At 37.8% G+C, this 15701-nt stretch carries 16 protein-coding genes and 2 pseudogenes; 15 read left to right on the top strand and 3 right to left on the bottom strand.

Annotated elements, in window-relative coordinates; all coding sequences use genetic code 11:
- Window positions 1-38: 38 nt before the first annotated feature.
- The 4 genes from GWK51_RS00250 (at window position 39) to GWK51_RS00235 (ending at window position 3316) form a co-directional block, all read left to right on the top strand.
- Entirely contained in the window at window positions 39-785 is a 747-nt protein-coding gene (locus tag GWK51_RS00250) for a helix-turn-helix domain-containing protein (protein ID WP_161932229.1), read from the top strand.
- 32 nt (window positions 786-817) lie between these two features.
- Entirely contained in the window at window positions 818-1576 is a 759-nt protein-coding gene (locus GWK51_RS00245) for an SDR family NAD(P)-dependent oxidoreductase (RefSeq protein WP_161932228.1), read from the top strand.
- Between the two features lie 212 nt (window positions 1577-1788).
- Window positions 1789-2544: an SDR family NAD(P)-dependent oxidoreductase gene (locus GWK51_RS00240; protein ID WP_161932227.1), complete on the top strand. Its 756-nt coding sequence runs from the start codon at window positions 1789-1791 to the stop codon at window positions 2542-2544.
- A gap of 10 nt (window positions 2545-2554) precedes the next feature.
- Window positions 2555-3316, top strand: a complete 762-nt coding sequence (locus GWK51_RS00235; protein ID WP_161932226.1) for an SDR family NAD(P)-dependent oxidoreductase — start codon at window positions 2555-2557, stop codon at window positions 3314-3316.
- A 58-nt stretch (window positions 3317-3374) separates the two neighbouring features.
- Here GWK51_RS00235 and GWK51_RS00230 read toward each other — a convergent pair whose 3' ends face one another.
- Window positions 3375-4580, bottom strand: coding sequence for an MFS transporter (locus GWK51_RS00230; protein ID WP_161932225.1), 1206 nt, complete (start codon window positions 4578-4580; stop codon window positions 3375-3377).
- A 71-nt stretch (window positions 4581-4651) separates the two neighbouring features.
- Window positions 4652-5356: an SDR family oxidoreductase gene (locus tag GWK51_RS00225; protein WP_161932224.1), complete on the bottom strand. Its 705-nt coding sequence runs from the start codon at window positions 5354-5356 to the stop codon at window positions 4652-4654.
- Window positions 5357-5476: 120 nt separating this feature from the next.
- Here GWK51_RS00225 and gcvA point away from each other — a divergent pair, with 120 nt between their 5' ends.
- Window positions 5477-6361, top strand: a complete 885-nt coding sequence (gene gcvA / locus GWK51_RS00220; protein ID WP_161932223.1) for a transcriptional regulator GcvA — start codon at window positions 5477-5479, stop codon at window positions 6359-6361.
- A gap of 155 nt (window positions 6362-6516) precedes the next feature.
- Here gcvA and GWK51_RS00215 read toward each other — a convergent pair whose 3' ends face one another.
- On the bottom strand, window positions 6517-7848 hold the full coding sequence (locus GWK51_RS00215; protein WP_161932222.1) for an aspartate aminotransferase family protein: 1332 nt from the start codon (window positions 7846-7848) through the stop codon (window positions 6517-6519).
- 98 nt (window positions 7849-7946) lie between these two features.
- Between GWK51_RS00215 and GWK51_RS00210 the strand changes: the two genes are divergently transcribed.
- The 10 genes and pseudogenes from GWK51_RS00210 to GWK51_RS00165 form a co-directional block, all read left to right on the top strand.
- Window positions 7947-8852 (top strand): LysR family transcriptional regulator, encoded by a 906-nt coding sequence (locus tag GWK51_RS00210; RefSeq protein ID WP_161932221.1) that lies wholly within the window; start codon window positions 7947-7949, stop codon window positions 8850-8852.
- Window positions 8853-9288: 436 nt separating this feature from the next.
- Window positions 9289-9597: a type II toxin-antitoxin system RelE/ParE family toxin gene (locus GWK51_RS00205; protein ID WP_161932220.1), complete on the top strand. Its 309-nt coding sequence runs from the start codon at window positions 9289-9291 to the stop codon at window positions 9595-9597.
- Window positions 9590-9862: a NadS family protein gene (gene nadS, locus GWK51_RS00200; protein ID WP_161932219.1), complete on the top strand. Its 273-nt coding sequence runs from the start codon at window positions 9590-9592 to the stop codon at window positions 9860-9862. The genes GWK51_RS00205 and nadS overlap by 8 nt, the downstream gene beginning before the upstream one ends.
- A gap of 455 nt (window positions 9863-10317) precedes the next feature.
- Window positions 10318-10389 (top strand): annotated as a pseudogene (locus GWK51_RS16785) (helix-turn-helix domain-containing protein); the annotation flags it as partial.
- Between the two features lie 118 nt (window positions 10390-10507).
- Window positions 10508-11527, top strand: coding sequence for a permease (locus GWK51_RS00190; protein WP_161932218.1), 1020 nt, complete (start codon window positions 10508-10510; stop codon window positions 11525-11527).
- A gap of 19 nt (window positions 11528-11546) precedes the next feature.
- Window positions 11547-11786, top strand: coding sequence for a thioredoxin family protein (locus GWK51_RS00185; protein WP_161932217.1), 240 nt, complete (start codon window positions 11547-11549; stop codon window positions 11784-11786).
- Between the two features lie 464 nt (window positions 11787-12250).
- Window positions 12251-12574: a metalloregulator ArsR/SmtB family transcription factor gene (locus tag GWK51_RS00180; protein ID WP_161932216.1), complete on the top strand. Its 324-nt coding sequence runs from the start codon at window positions 12251-12253 to the stop codon at window positions 12572-12574.
- 4 nt (window positions 12575-12578) lie between these two features.
- A complete protein-coding gene (locus GWK51_RS00175) occupies window positions 12579-13052 on the top strand; it encodes an arsenate reductase ArsC (protein ID WP_161932215.1) in 474 nt (157 codons plus the stop codon).
- A gap of 4 nt (window positions 13053-13056) precedes the next feature.
- Window positions 13057-14106 (top strand): ACR3 family arsenite efflux transporter, encoded by a 1050-nt coding sequence (gene arsB / locus GWK51_RS00170; RefSeq protein WP_161932214.1) that lies wholly within the window; start codon window positions 13057-13059, stop codon window positions 14104-14106.
- 329 nt (window positions 14107-14435) lie between these two features.
- Window positions 14436-15677: pseudogene (locus GWK51_RS00165) on the top strand (SulP family inorganic anion transporter); the annotation flags it as partial.
- Window positions 15678-15701: the final 24 nt, after the last annotated feature.

Genomic DNA, 15701 nt, shown 5'->3' with positions numbered 1-15701 from the left:
AAATAACTGTATACCCAAGAAAAAAGATCGTACAGAAAATGCAACAACTACTAGAATGTGATTTTTTCACTAAAAAAAATCGATCAATTAATTATAAAAATTATTCTAATTTTGGATTTTTACTCTATCCCTTCAAACGTACCTCACATTTAATCATTAATTCCAATTTAATTGATATCCCTCCTTCTTATGCACTCTGGATCCCAAAAAAATATTCAAATGATGTAATTGAAGTATGTTCAGTAGAATACAGCTTGATTAAAACTAAAGCTAAAATATTCCCAGATACTATCTGTTTAATTAGAATGACCCCGTTCATAGATTCAATCTTAAGATACTATAAGGAACAAAAAGAAATATCATTCAATGACTCTCTTCAAGAAGTCAATTTAAAGCAAGTATTACTTGATCAGTTGAGGACATTAAATTGTTCTAAAAACTTACTCCCCATGATCTGCGATATACATTTAAGTTTCATACTTCTAGCTGCATTAACTCAAAAAATTAATAAAAAAAATACCCTAGATATTGAGAACAAATTGGACATGCAGAATAAAACATTAGTTGAATACTGGCACAAGGAGATGGGTATGAGTCTGTATGACGTATTAATTCAATTAAAAATTAAAAATATGATCCTTAAGCTTAATGAAAATTTATCCTTAGAACATATTTCTAAAGATCTAGGATATGACAGCATTTCAGGATTTTCACATATGTTTAAACGTTGTACCGGTACAACGCCATTTAATTTTAAAACTGAAACACTGTCTCTATTTAACTAATTTCAAATTAAAACCAAGTGAAGGAAAATACGATGCAACAACCACTTAAAAATAAAACCATACTTGTCACTGGGTCATCACATGGCATAGGAAAAGCAATTGTAAAAAAACTATCGAATGATGGTGCTAAAGTGATTATTCAATATGAAAATGATAGAAAATCAGCTGAAGCACTACTCTCTGAAATTAATAATCATGGTTGGATCATTCAAGCAGATTTATCCATTCCTGATTCTGCCTTCACTTTATGGGATAGTGCTATTCAAGTAGCTCAAGAAATTCATGCCGTTGTAAATGGCGCAAGTATCCGAACTGAAATTGATATTCATTCAGAGCCTGAGTTATGGCAGTCTGTGTGGAAAAAAGAGTTTCAAATTAATTTCTTTTCTGCAGCAGATCTTTCTAAAAATGCGATTGCTCATTTTAAATTAAATGGTGGTGGTCGGATTATTAATATTGCCAGTCGAGCTGCACAACGTGGTTACGTTGCTGAAGCATTACCTTATGGCTGTAGTAAAGCAGCATTAATTAATTTAACTAAGTCAATTGCACGTTCTTTTGCAAAAGATGGAGTTACGGCTGTAGCCATTGCACCGGGTTGGGTTGAATCTGAACTGTCCGAAAATGCAATTTCCAATAGTGCACAACAAGCAGCAATGAGCGAAATACCCGTTGGTGAATTGGTTAAATCTGAAGAATTAGCAGAACTCGTTTCTTTCTTACTTAGACCATCCCAATTATCGTTAAATGGTTCCACTATAGATATCAATGGTGGTAGCTATATCCGTTAATTCAATATCAGTTTTGCCAAAAATCAAGTAATACACTTAAGTTAAATAGCTTTTAATTCAATTGAATCGAAATATTTATGCTTAAAAAGTAAAGCATAAAAATACTTCATCACTTTGACAATTGACACTAGAAAAGTCCACATGTACATTGCATACATATATGTATGCAATGTACATGTGGACTTAATTAATTATAGGGATAAGGTAATAGAATGGCTCGATTTGTAGGAAAAACAGTATTAATAACAGGTGCTGGTGGTGGCATTGGTTCAGCCACAGCAAAACGTTTTGCAACCGAAGGTGCAAATGTCATTGTAGCGGATGCGGTCACAACAACAGCAGAACAAACTGTAAATGATATTCTCAGTGCAGGTGGAAAAGCTGAAAGCCTAGTATTTGACTTAACTGATGGAAAAGCTTGTCACAATGCTATTGCACAAGTAGAAGCCAAATATGGGCATATTGATGTACTTGTTAATAATGCAGGTGCTATGCGACGTGGTGACTTACTCAACACATCTGAGTCTGATTGGCAGTTAAGTTTGACAGTTAATGTCAATGCTCTGTTTCATTTATGCCAAGCGGTTTTACCCAAAATGATTGCAGCAGGTGGTGGTGCTATTGTAAACACTGCATCGCAATGGGGTTTAACCCCTGCCCCTGGTCACATCGCTTATAACGTGAGTAAAGCTGCGGTCGTTGCTTTCACAAAGAGTTTAGCGCGTGATTATGCACCCAATAAAGTCCGAGTGAACGCTGTTTGTCCAGGTGAGATTCATACCCCAATGTTAGAAAAAGGGATTGCTGAAAAAGGTAAAACTATTGCTGATTTAGATGCGATGGTTCCTTTCGGTCGTATTGGTAAACCTGAAGAAGTTGCTGCATTAATTGCATTCTTAGCTTCAAAGGAAGCAGAATTTACCTGTGGTGCATGTATCGAAATTACTGGTGCTCAAGCTGTAGCTTAAAGGAAGATTTATGACAACTATCAATACTTTCATTAATGATTTAATGGGTAAAACTATTTTTATCACTGGCAGTTCAAGAGGAATCGGACTTGCTACAGCAAAGCTTTTACATCAACGTGGTGCACAAGTTGTAATGCATGCCCGTAGTTCTACACCTGCGTTACAAGAAGTTTTAAACCAATTAGGAGAACGTGCGCACTTAGTCTTAGGTGACTTAGGTAGTGCTGATGCTGTTGAACTTTTGTGGAATGAAGCAGTTGCTGCTTACGGTCATATTGATGTTCTGGTCAATAATGCAGGAGCATGGTTATCGTCAGATATCTCATCTGCCAAATCATGGCGTGATGGCTGGGAAAGCAATATGGCAATTAATCTAACGGCTCCAGCAGAACTTTGTCGATTAGCTTTATTACATTTTAAGGAACATCAAGGTGGTATTATTATAAATATTACCAGCCGTTCAGCACACCGTGGCGATGATGCTGAACATCTCGCATATGGTGCAGCAAAAGGTGGATTATTAGCTTTAACTAAGGGTATTGCCCGAGGATATGGTCGTGATAATATTCTTGCTTATGCAATTGCTCCTGGATGGGTCGCAACAGATTTAGCTGATGGTGCTATTGAACCATCAGTATTGGCTAATTTACCGTTAGGTGAGGTCACCCCTGCAAGCGATGTTGCTGAAATGGTCGCTTTCTTGGCAACAGGTCGTGCACGCCATACAACGGGTGCAACCATCGACATTACTGGTGCGGATTACGTTCGTTAAGTTAAAAAAAGAGTATTGTGGTTTAAACACAATACTCTTGTCATATCATTCAATGTACTTATTCGTAGTTCTTATTATTTTCTCTGTTAAATAAGAAATAGAGTATAAGAATTGATACTAAAGTCACACCTCCCATCACCCCATATAAGTCCTGCACCGAAATAATAGGAATCAGAACTCCAGCTATTGGACCAATGAATAGCAATGCAATATCAAAAAATGCTGTGAACACACCTAAGGCAACGCCCTTATTTTCATCACTAAACTTTTTCATGGCTTCCACACCCAAAGCAGGAAAAACCATAGAGAAACCAACTCCTACAAAAAATGCTCCAATATAAGCAATGATTCGATCCTCTGATTGCCATATAATGAGTAATCCTAAGGCTTCAATTAAAAAGCACCATAGTGCAACTCTTTTCCCACCAAAATGCTCAATGGTATTAGAAAAAATAAATCGTGCGCCAACAAAACCAACACTAAATAAAGTGAGAGCAATCGCTGCATTATCCCAGCCCTTCTCCAAGAAGAATAATGCAACAAAAGTAGAAAGCACTCCAAAACCTAAGGTACCTAAAGCCTGACCTAAACCGAATACCCATACTCTTGATAATACTGTAATCATTGGCAGCCCTTCAGGTCTTACATTTCCAGTCCGTATACCCGGTTTTCGATAAGCCAGAGATAACCCAATAACTGCAAGAATTACTGTGAAAACTGCAAAACCAAAAATTCCAAATTGAGCATTAAAAAATACTCCCAAGGGAGCACCAATTGCCATTGATAAATAGGTTGCCGCACCATTCCATGAAATTACCCGTGAAGTTTCTTGCTGTCCAACTAATTGGATTCCCCACAATGTTGCTCCTGTACTACAAAAACTCTCACTACATCCTAAAAATAATCTAGAAATAACGAGTAATGATAGACATAAAATAGGATACTCATCTCCCCATAATGCAAAAAATGCGAACACTCCACTTAAGCCACAACAAATTAAACCTAGAAGAACGACATATCTTGAGCCTTTTATATCGACGAGCTTTCCAGCAGTAGGGCGAGTAAACAACGTGGTCAAATAAGGTAGACTGATAATCAAACCAACTATAAATGGAGTAAATTTCAGTTCATTTACAATAAAGTTGGGTAAAACTGCTAAAGGCAATCCAACCGATAAATATGAAAAAGCTGTAAAAATAACAACTGAGATGATTTTCCTTGTCACATCTAATTTAGACGATTTCCCTAGAATCAATGCTGCCATCTTTTTTACTCACTTAAAAAGCCTCGTAAATTAAATTACGAGGCTTAACCAATTGATGTGATGAAACAAGGTTAGACTGAACGTGTAATACCACCATCTACACGAATATTTTGCCCCGTAATATATGCTGCCCCATCAGAAGCTAGGAAACTGATTGTTGACGCGATTTCCTCGCTCGTACCATATCTTTGCAGTGGTACAGAATTTCTTCTCTCTTCCGTTTCAGGCAAACTATCAATCCACCCAGGAAGAATATTATTCATGCGTATATTATTCGCAGAATACTTGTCCACGAAAATTTTAGTAAATGAAGCAAGGCCTGCGCGAAAAACTGCTGAGGTTGGAAACATCTCACTGGGTTCAAATGTCCAAGCACTAGAAATATTAATAATTACACCAGCATTCTGTTTTTCCATAATTGGTGTAACCAGTCGAGTGGCACGAATAACATTTAATAAATAGGTGTCTAAGCCTAAATGCCATTGCTCATCTGTGATCTCTAAAATCGGAGCTCGTGGTCCATGTCCTGCACTATTGACCAGTACATCTACCCGCCCCCATTTTTCATATGCTTGTTCAACAAGATTTTGAATATCCTGAGGAGATTGATTTGTACCTGTCACACCAATGCCATCTAATTCTTTTGCAATTTGCTCACCTTTTCCAGAAGATGAAAGAATACCGATATGATAGCCTTCTTGATGCAATTTTCGTGCAGCAGCAGCTCCCATACCACTGCCACCTGCCATGATTAGTGCTACTTTTTCTACAGTCATCTATGCTATCCTCAATAATAGAAGAGTTCATTAGAACTCAGACATTAAAGTCAGATTAGCATAGGAGCTTGTGCAGCCGGCTTAATCTTTTCTCCTCATTTGGTGTAGAAAAACTACAGCATGAAGCAACTTAATAGATTACCTTCACTGAATGCTTTAAAAGCATTTGAAGCTGCAAGTAGACATCTAAATTTCAAATTAGCTGCGGAGGAATTGCACGTCACTCAAAGTGCTATTGCTCAGCAAATTAGAAGTCTAGAAGATGAGCTGGGTTCAAAATTATTTGAACGCCACCCTAAAGGGATTATTTTAACGATGAATGGTCGGAACTATGCGCAAAGTATTGGTCAGGCTTTTAATTTAATCTATGAAGCTACCCAATCTTTTCGACATCAATCAAATCACATAACGATTAGCGTAACTCCAACATTTGCATCGAAATGGTTAATTCCAAGACTGAATAATTTTACACAGCAGTACCCAGATATTGATTTACAGATTTTAGCGACAGAAAGACTGTCTCATTTTCAGAATGATGCCGTGGATATCGCTATTCGGTATGGGAAACCTCCTTCTGGAGCTGGTTTGAACACACAGTTACTGTTAAAAGATTCTTTTATTGCAGTAGCCAACCCAAATTTAATCCCTGCTGATAAAAGACCACTGGCACTTGAAGAATTACAGCAGTACACATTACTGCACGATGCAAACAATCTTTGGCATTTTTTTTTAGAAACCATCCCTTTATTAAATAATCAAAATCTATTTAAAAATATACGCTTTAATCAAACACTACTGGCAATAGACGCAGCGATTGCGGGTCAAGGAATTACGCTTACCAATCCTATTTTCGTAACTTCAGACCTAGAAACAGGAAAACTCATTAAAGTATTTGAAAAGGAAATTGTTACGGATACAGGATTTTATTTAGTGACACCTCGTCGGCCTGAAAAATCTGATGCACTAGCTATAGTCTATAATTGGTTGTTATCCCAAGTAGAATAAAGGGTAATAATCACCTATATAAAGTGTTAAGGTATTAGCTTCAAACACTTTTCAATTTTTTATTGTGTTGAGTAAATTGATAAATCTCAAGCTGTTTTCAGCTTGAGATTTAAATTTGTAAAATGATTTAACAGTTGCATTCATACCAATTAGAATTACCGAACAGAATATAAACAATCTCCAACAGCATTAAATAACCGTTCTAAATCATCACGCTCTGAATTAAACATAGGGCCAAACTGAAGCGTATCTGCACCAAAGCGGACATAAAAACCCTTTTTCCATAATTGCATCCCCAATTCAAAGGGTCGTATTGAACTATCTGAATCTCTTGCTGCTAGCTGTATTGCACCAATTAGACCGCAATTACGAATATCTATAATGTGAGGTGAGCCTTTCAATTCATGCAATAAATTTTCAAAATGTAGGGCTAATTCAGCTGAACTTTCAATTAATTGGCGATTTTTAATTTCTGCCAAGGTCGCGAGACCTGCAGCACAAGCAACAGGATGTGCTGAATAAGTATAACCATGTGGAAATTCAACCATATGCTCGGGAAGGTCTTGTTCCATAAAAGTATTATAAATTTCACTGCTCGCAACGACCCCACCCAAAGGAATTGCCCCATTTGTAATTTGTTTCGCAAAATTTAAAATATCAGGAGTTACACCAAAATATTCAGCGCCCGTCCAACGTCCCATTCGACCAAATGCAGTAATCACTTCATCAAAGATCAGTAAAATATTGTACTGATCACAAATTTCTCTTAAACGTTTCAAATATCCAACAGGAGGAACAATTGCTCCTGCTGAACCAGAAACAGGCTCTACAATCACTGCGGCAATATTAGATGCATCATGGAGTTCAATAAGATTGAGCATTTCGTTCGCTAACTCAATTCCCCCTTGATCTGCCATACCTTTTGTAAAGCATTGATCTTTTTGCAAAGTATGAGGTAAGTGATCAGCAGTTAATAATTCTCCAAACAGCTTCCTATTGCCACCAATTCCACCAAGGCTTGTACCACCTATATTGACTCCATGATAACCACGTGAACGTCCAATCAATTTAGTTTTAGAGGGTTGTCCTTTAATTCTCCAATAAGCACGTGCCATTTTGATGGCAGTATCCGCGGACTCAGAACCAGAATCAGTGAAAAACACATGATTCAACCCTTTAGGCATATGTTCAATAATTTTTTCGGCTAATTGAAATGATAAGGGATGACCAAATTGAAAAGCTGGTGAATAATCCAAATCAATTAATTGTTTACTGACTGCTTTTTGAATTTCTAAATTGCCATGTCCAATGCCACAAGTCCATAAGCCTGAGAGAGAGTCATAAATTTCTCTGCCCTTATCATCTATTAGATTAGCGCCTTTCGCTCCGACAATAATACGAGGGTCCTTTTTAAAATTCCGATTTGAAGTAAAAGGCATCCAATGGGCATCGAGCTTCATGTTTGAAATATTATTCGCGTGGTTCATGCTGCAATCCAAATATCAATTTAGATTTAATTTACAGCTTCACATACTTTTGATAAATTTAATTTAATTTAACTTTAGATATAAAAAAAAATACGTATATGAAAGTGAAAAAATTACAACAAGTCACAAATCCAGACATTAAATTATTAAAAATTTTTAAAACTGTTTGCGAATGTGGAAGTTTCACTGCAGCTGAAAGTTTAATCGGTATTAGCCGATCAGCAATCAGCTTACATATGAGTGACTTAGAGGAGCGAGTCGGTTTTAGGTTATGCCAAAGGGGTCGAGCTGGTTTTTCTGTAACAGAAGAAGGTCAAGAATTATTAGAGTATATAGATGTACTTTTGGCATCGATTGACGATTTCAGAGTTCAGGTAAATCAAATCCATAATAAGTTCAAAGGTGAATTTAATATAGGTATAATCAATAACTTAGTTACTATTTCTAATGAACATATTACTGATGCTTTACGTCAATTAAGTAATGAACATCCTGATGTTAAAATAAATATCAGTATGAGTACCCTCTCAGACATAGAAAGTAAAGTGTTAGATGGACGCATTCATATTGGCGTAATCCCCTTTGTCACCCCACTTAAAGGGCTAGAATATATTGATCTTTATGAAGAAAATTCTTATTTATACTGTGGGAATAAACACCCTCTTTTTTCTAAAAAACACTTAATATCTTTAAATGAATTAAAGAAATACAAGGCAATTATGCCCAACTACAATCTCCCTTCCGATGCAATTCATTTACATCAATTACTCAATACCAAAGCATCAGCTACAGATCGAGAAGGAATAGCTTTTTTAATTCTAACTGGAAACTTTCTTGGATTTCTTCCTGATCATTATGCTAAAAAATGGGTTTCTGAATCTCAAATGGTATCTTTACTAGAATCCGAGATGACCTATTCAACAAAAATTTGCTTAATCACTAAAAAAACCAAGTCAAACAATATGATCTTAAAGTATTTCTTAAGTAAAATTGTTCTTTCATGAATAAAGGGCATTTGTATGTTCTTTATACCAATATGAAATTTACGCGATTAGCGACGATACATTCAGGTTGATGTTTTTACATTTCCACTCACCTTCAAAGTAATTCTACCTAAAACTTCAAGCCTGTGGAGGCTATGAGTAGATGGAGCTCTTCATTATTTTTAGGAAGGATTACCGAACAAAGCCTGTGACCGTACGTAAAGAGATTCGAAATAGGGATTTAATTATTAGAAAGCATTAAATAGATGTATCGGAATAAGTTTATTTGCGTCCTGGTTACCTTTAGGTTGTGTGATCCTAGCCAAAATAATGGACAATGCTTCCCTCTAAAGCTAACGTAACGTTAATTTTAGATTTTATAAAATTAACATCAAACGGATTATGCTAAATGAGAGTCTACATCTCTCGTTTTTTATTCTAAAACTGCTAAACGCCATTGACGTACTTTTTTACCAAGCAAATCAAAGAGCTTGTGAGTGATGAAGAGTATCGTCAGCTCCAGCAATATCTCTTGGTACAGTCTGATAATGGTGACTTAATCAAGAATGGTGGTGGAATTCGTAAAGTACGTTGTGCTCAGGGCAATAAAGGCAAAAGTGGTGGTATCCGTGTGATCTATTATTGGGTCACAGAGGATGATCAGATTTTTTTCTTGGTGGCTTATCCAAAGTCGATGAAAGATAATCTGACAGACAAAGAAACCTCGATCCTGCGTCAATTAGTGAAGGAGCAATTTCATGGATAACAACTTATTTGATGATCTGGTTGCTTCAATCAAAGAAGCTGGTGCCATCAAACGTAATGAGATGAAGGCAAGTCGAGTCTCAGAGCTTGAACTGCCAGATATTAAAGAAGTACTTGAGAAAACTGGCTTAACTCAGGCTGAGTTTGCTGCACGTTTGCATATCAGCGTGAGAACGCTACAGAACTGGGAACAAGGTCGTCGCTATCCGACTGGTCCTGCAGCGACTCTAATTCACATTCTGAATGCTCATCCGACTTTGATTTAAGAAGTTTAAATAATAAAAAAGCCCGACATTTTTGTCGGGCTTTTTCGTATGTGGTTGATGAGTTCTAAGACATGTTGCACTTATCATTATTGTTTTATGTGCTGGAGTATTCTGTACTCCATAATTTCATCATATGAAAAAAATTAGGGAGCGATATAGACGTAATCTTCCCTAATTCATGTCAGCCAGAGCGTACAAAACTTACCCCAAGGTTTATCCGCAGAAATTGCGGATAGTTCAGAGGTTGGAGTATTGCGTTATCAGGGAAAAGTTGAAATATGGGCTTTGTTATAGAAAAAATACATTGATGGTGATCAATGTAATATAGATACTCAATATTATAAGTATGTTTCGGAAAATCTTAATTGGATCATGAACAAGCGACTTCTCTTTATAAATTTTTGACGGACGCTACTCGTCTCAAGATATTACAGATGCTATAGGCAGGGAAATGTTGCGCATGTGAATTGCTAAAAAATTTTGCCATCACACAGCCTACTGTATCACATCACATCAAGTTTGACTGAATCAAGTTTGGTTAAAGGCTGAAAAGACGTACGCTATTCACTAAATCTCATCCGTGCTTAAGAGCTGTCTCTATTTACACAAGAACTATATTATTCCCCCCAAGATCAGGAGATTTAAATGGATCAAATAATTGCCCTCTTTACTTGGTTGAATAATGCGCTGCTGAAAATGACCTGGTTGTCAGATGGTGTGCGCTGGTTCGTCGAAAATCTACTTGGTTTATCAGTCGCAACTCGGCTGGGTGGCAGTATTCACTTTTTTATCTATGACGTCTTCAAGATTTTTATTCTGCTCACTGTTCTGATCTATACCCTGTCATATATTCAGAGTTATTTCCCACCTGAACGTACCCGACAAATTTTGGGTCGAATGACGGGAATAAAAGCCAATATCATGGGGGCTTTATTAGGGACCATTACACCATTCTGTTCCTGTTCCTCCATTCCGCTGTTTATTGGTTTCACCCGTGCAGGGCTACCGGTTGGGGTGACCTTTTCATTTTTAATCTCATCTCCTCTGGTGGATTTAGCTTCGATTATTTTATTGGCCAGCATCTTTAACTGGAAAATTGCCATGATCTATGTGCTCTTAGGCTTGGTGTTAGCCGTACTAGGTGGTTCCTTAATCAGTTACCTAAAAATGGAAAAGTATGTCGCTGAGTTTGTAACCCTCAATGGTGCCATTCAGGGAGAAGAGGATTTCAGTATGACTGCGAAAGAGCGACGCGAGTTCGCTTGGGAACAGGTAGTCGAAATTTTTAACAAGGTCTGGTTCTATGTGCTGATTGGGGTAGGTATTGGTGCGGCGATTCATAACTGGATTCCTGAACAATGGATTACGGTCTTACTTGGTCAGGAACACTGGTATTCTGTGTTAATCGCTACGATCGTGGGGATACCGATGTACGCAGATATCTTTGGCACCCTTCCGATTGCAGAAGCTTTAGTTGCGAAAGGCGTGGGGCTAGGTACAGTATTAGCCCTTATGATGGCAGTCACTGCACTTTCCTTACCATCCCTGATCCTGTTAAAACAGGTGGTGAAACTTCCTTTACTTAGCCTGTTTATTGGTATCGTATTTGTGGGAATTCTGGTCATCGGCTACAGTTTAAATAGTTTTGGTTACTGGTTTTTATAAAACGTTTGGAGAATAAAACATGCAAATTAAAGTCGTAGGTACAGGCTGCCGTAAATGTAAGGCACTCTTGGCAGCAACAGAAGAAGCAGTCAAAGGAACAGGCGTGCAAGCGGACATTGAATATGTCACGGATATGATGAAAATCGCGGAAACAGGCCTGTTAAGCACACCGGGGCTGATTATTGATAATAAAATCGTTTCTAGCGGTAAAGTGTTGGAAGCTAAAGCCGTAGCGGAACTAATTGAGAAAAATAAATAAGTCCAAAATGAATTTTATTTAAAAAAAACCAGTAACTTAGACTGCTGGTTTTTTTATGGCGTGATGGTTTTATTGCATAAATATGATAGGACGTTTAAAAGTAGAGTTGCGCCTACCTCAGTTTCTAAATATGAGAGGTGGCAGTCCAACCAATATTTCAAACAGCCCGCTAAGAAAATTGCAAATACGCATATTCTAAAAGCGGACATTTCTATTTGGGGCTTATATGTGTATCTTGTATCACCACCATTATATTAAATTGGGAATAATTTCATTTCTTCTTGTTATAAAAAATGATGAGAAGAATGATGATGATAGCCAAGATAAAAGAAATAATTGCTGTTTCCATAACATGACCTATAAGCAATCTAATTTAGCATGTTACAGCTTGTGAGCATCAAAGTTGTTGCACATATATATGGATATGCGTATATTTAAATATATTGTTTTACCCGAGAATGGAAATGAACCAAGCTGATTTTTTTAAATGCCTGTCAGATCCGACCCGATTAGAAATTGTAAAGCTCATTATGGCAAAAGAAGATGTCTGCGTATGCGAACTGACTGAACAGCTTTCAATGAGTCAGCCTAAAGTTTCTAGACACTTAGCATTGCTCAGAAACCTATCCATTCTTCTCGATCAACGCCAAGGGCAATGGGTACATTACCGTTTAAATCCAGCGTTACCTGATTGGGCAAAACAGATACTTACCATTATCTCTAGTCAAAATGACGACATGATTAATAAGCACAATACTCATTCGTCTGTTTCACTTCATTGCGAGTAATTTCATGAAATTCTTATTCTTATGCACAGGTAACAGTTGCCGTAGCATCCTTTCTGAAGTGTTATTTAATAGTCGTGCACCTGAAGGTTGGGTGGCATACAGTGCGGGGAGTAAACCAACAGGTAAGGTTCATCCTTTAACAATCAAGACTTTAGAAAACCTAGGCTTATCTACTGAAGGTTTATCAAGTAAAACCATTGATGATTGTGAGCAGTATCAGCCTGATGTCGTGATTACGGTATGTGACCAAGCTGCACATGAAGCCTGCCCACTCTATTTAGGTGGAGCAATTAAGGCGCACTGGGGGCTTGCAGATCCATCTCACTTGGATCTTCCTGAAGATGAAAAGTTAAAAGCCTTTCTTGTCACTGTAGACCACATTAATAAACGTTTAGATGCCTTATTTACTTTAGATTTGAGCAAGCTCACTCGTCCCGAACTGATTGCTGAAATTAATAAAATTTCTCATGTCGAGTAAACCTATGTCTACTTCACGCCTGTCCTTTTTAGATCGTAACCTCACGCTATGGATTTTTATTGCTATGGCGTTGGGGATTGCCATTGGTGTGTTCTTTCCTCAAGCATCTGTTGCTCTGGATCAGCTCAGCATAGATTCGGTGAATATTCCAATTGCGATCGGACTGATTCTGATGATGTATCCACCGCTTGCCAAAGTGGATTACGCGACATTGCCTCAGGTCTTTAAAGATAAACGCACATTGACCTTATCTCTGGTACAAAACTGGCTGATTGCACCGTGTTTAATGTTTGCTTTAGCGGTCATCTTTCTACAAGCCTATCCTGCATATATGACAGGGTTAATCCTGATTGGGTTAGCACGTTGTATTGCAATGGTTTTAGTTTGGAATGGTTTAGCTTGTGGTGATAATCAATACGTTGCAGCCTTGGTGGCATTTAATAGTATTTTCCAGATCTTATTCTTTAGTACCTATGCCTGGTTATTCCTGACCTTCCTTCCCCCTTATTTCGGAATTGAGGCTCAAGTCATACAGGTGAGTTTCTGGACCATTACCCATGCTGTCCTGATTTATCTAGGGATTCCATTCCTATTAGGCTTTCTTACTCGTCTAATTTTGGTGAAACAGAAAGGTTTAGTCTGGTATCAAACTAAATTTATTCCAAAGATCAGCCCGATCAGCCTGCTTGCGCTCTTGTTTACGATTGTTGCGATGTTTAGCTTGAAAGGTGGTGAAGTGGTGAGTTTGCCTTTAGATGTGTTGAGAATTGCGGTTCCGTTGACCATTTACTTTATTGTGATGTTTTTTATCAGCTTTTTTATGAGTAAATGGATGGGCAATGATTATTCTAAAACCACTGCAATTTCATTCACCGCAGCAGGCAATAACTTTGAGTTGGCTCTAGCGGTCGCAATTGCTACCTTTGGTTTGGCATCACCAGTCGCATTTACAACCGTGATTGGTCCATTGGTAGAGGTTCCTGTCCTTATTAGTTTGGTCAGTGTTTCTTTATGGCTGAGAAAAAAATATTTTAAGGACGTTGCTTACACTTAAAGATTGATCATAAAAAAGAGAGCGATACGCTCTCTTTTTTTGCACTATAGGACATTTCTACTTGGGAATAACATTAAAAAATCGTATAGCTGCCATTATGTTAAATGGAATTTAGCTGATTTTCCTTATTCGCTATACAATGGTATCCTTGTCCCTGAAAGCCCTCTGAAATAAGTTCTATTCTTTATGACACTTACGCCACCTTAAGTTTATTTACCTATTAAATCAGTAAATAACTCATCACTGTCTAGTGATGTGGTGTAGTCGCTTGTGTGTTGTATATATCACATCACTAGCCTATCTGAAAAATTAAAAAACAGGCTATGTTTATGTTATCTAATGTACGAGAACAATGGTTCTCTAACATCCGTGGGGATGTGCTTGCAGGACTTGTTGTCGGTCTTGCATTAATCCCTGAAGCTATCGCATTTTCAATTATTGCAGGTGTAGATCCTAAAGTAGGTTTATACGCATCCTTCTGTATTGCTGTCGTTATTTCTTTTGTTGGCGGTCGTCCAGCTATGATTTCAGCAGCCACAGGCGCGATGGCATTGCTCATGGTCACGTTGGTCAAAGAACATGGGCTTGACTATCTGCTGGCAGCAACAATTCTGACAGGCGTGATTCAGATATTGGCAGGCTATTTAAAGCTCGCCAAGTTAATGCGGTTCGTATCTAAATCCGTAGTTATTGGATTCGTAAATGCATTAGCGATCTTAATTTTCATGGCTCAGTTGCCTGAACTGATTAATGTGACCTGGCATGTATATGCTCTGGTTGCTTTAGGTCTGGCGATTATTTATCTCTTTCCTTTGGTTCCCAAATTAGGAAAATTACTCCCTTCTCCACTTGTCTGCATTATTGCGATCACATTACTAACAATCGTCCTCGGAATTGATGTTAGAACTGTTGGAGATATGGGATCTTTACCTGACACACTTCCAATGTTTTTGATACCCAATATTCCTTTGAATATTGAAACGCTGATGATTATTTTGCCATATTCGGTTGCGCTGGCGGCTGTTGGTCTACTTGAATCTATGATGACTGCAACCATCGTAGATGAAATGACAGATACGCCAAGTGATAAATTCCAAGAATGCAAAGGGCAAGGAATTGCCAATATTGCTTCTGGCTTCATGGGGGGGATGGCAGGTTGTGCCATGATTGGTCAATCCATGATTAATGTGAAGTCTGGCGGTCTCACTCGGCTATCCACATTCTCAGCAGGCATCTTCCTTTTAATCTTAGTGGTCTTTATTAGTGACTGGCTCAAAGTCATTCCAATGGCTGCACTAGTAGCTGTCATGATTATGGTTTCAATAGGAACATTCGAATGGCGTTCTCTTACCGAGTTTAGACAGAACCCGAAGAGCAGTAATGTTGTGATGATTGCTACAGTAATTGTAGTAGTTGCAACGCATAATTTAGCATTAGGGGTACTGACAGGCGTTATATTATCGGCATTGTTCCTAGCGAACAAGTTAGAGAATGATATTCGTGTGGAATCTAGTTTAGATGGTACACATCGCTTATATGATTTACATGGTCAGATCTTCTTTAGTTCTTCAGGGCTTTGTTGCACAAAGGCTTGA

It is taken from the genome of Acinetobacter kanungonis (assembly GCF_009939195.1).
Classification (GTDB): Bacteria; Pseudomonadota; Gammaproteobacteria; order Pseudomonadales; family Moraxellaceae; genus Acinetobacter; species Acinetobacter kanungonis.
This window is presented reverse-complemented; position numbering and strand designations above follow the sequence as displayed.

Excerpts from the sequence above, each read along its gene's own strand:
- GWK51_RS00180 (WP_161932216.1), top strand. The coding sequence starts at position 12,251 with ATGAACCAAGCTGATTTTTTTAAATGCCTGTCAGATCCGACCCGATTA.
- GWK51_RS00225 (WP_161932224.1), bottom strand. The coding sequence starts at position 5,356 with ATGACTGTAGAAAAAGTAGCACTAATCATGGCAGGTGGCAGTGGTATG.
- GWK51_RS00190 (WP_161932218.1), top strand. The coding sequence starts at position 10,508 with ATGGATCAAATAATTGCCCTCTTTACTTGGTTGAATAATGCGCTGCTG.
- GWK51_RS00230 (WP_161932225.1), bottom strand. The coding sequence starts at position 4,580 with ATGGCAGCATTGATTCTAGGGAAATCGTCTAAATTAGATGTGACAAGG.
- gcvA (WP_161932223.1), top strand. The coding sequence starts at position 5,477 with ATGAAGCAACTTAATAGATTACCTTCACTGAATGCTTTAAAAGCATTT.
- GWK51_RS00210 (WP_161932221.1), top strand. The coding sequence starts at position 7,947 with ATGAAAGTGAAAAAATTACAACAAGTCACAAATCCAGACATTAAATTA.
- GWK51_RS00185 (WP_161932217.1), top strand. The coding sequence starts at position 11,547 with ATGCAAATTAAAGTCGTAGGTACAGGCTGCCGTAAATGTAAGGCACTC.
- GWK51_RS00240 (WP_161932227.1), top strand. The coding sequence starts at position 1,789 with ATGGCTCGATTTGTAGGAAAAACAGTATTAATAACAGGTGCTGGTGGT.
- GWK51_RS00215 (WP_161932222.1), bottom strand. The coding sequence starts at position 7,848 with ATGAACCACGCGAATAATATTTCAAACATGAAGCTCGATGCCCATTGG.
- nadS (WP_161932219.1), top strand. The coding sequence starts at position 9,590 with ATGGATAACAACTTATTTGATGATCTGGTTGCTTCAATCAAAGAAGCT.
- GWK51_RS00175 (WP_161932215.1), top strand. The coding sequence starts at position 12,579 with ATGAAATTCTTATTCTTATGCACAGGTAACAGTTGCCGTAGCATCCTT.
- arsB (WP_161932214.1), top strand. The coding sequence starts at position 13,057 with ATGTCTACTTCACGCCTGTCCTTTTTAGATCGTAACCTCACGCTATGG.
- GWK51_RS00245 (WP_161932228.1), top strand. The coding sequence starts at position 818 with ATGCAACAACCACTTAAAAATAAAACCATACTTGTCACTGGGTCATCA.
- GWK51_RS00250 (WP_161932229.1), top strand. The coding sequence starts at position 39 with ATGCAACAACTACTAGAATGTGATTTTTTCACTAAAAAAAATCGATCA.
- GWK51_RS00235 (WP_161932226.1), top strand. The coding sequence starts at position 2,555 with ATGACAACTATCAATACTTTCATTAATGATTTAATGGGTAAAACTATT.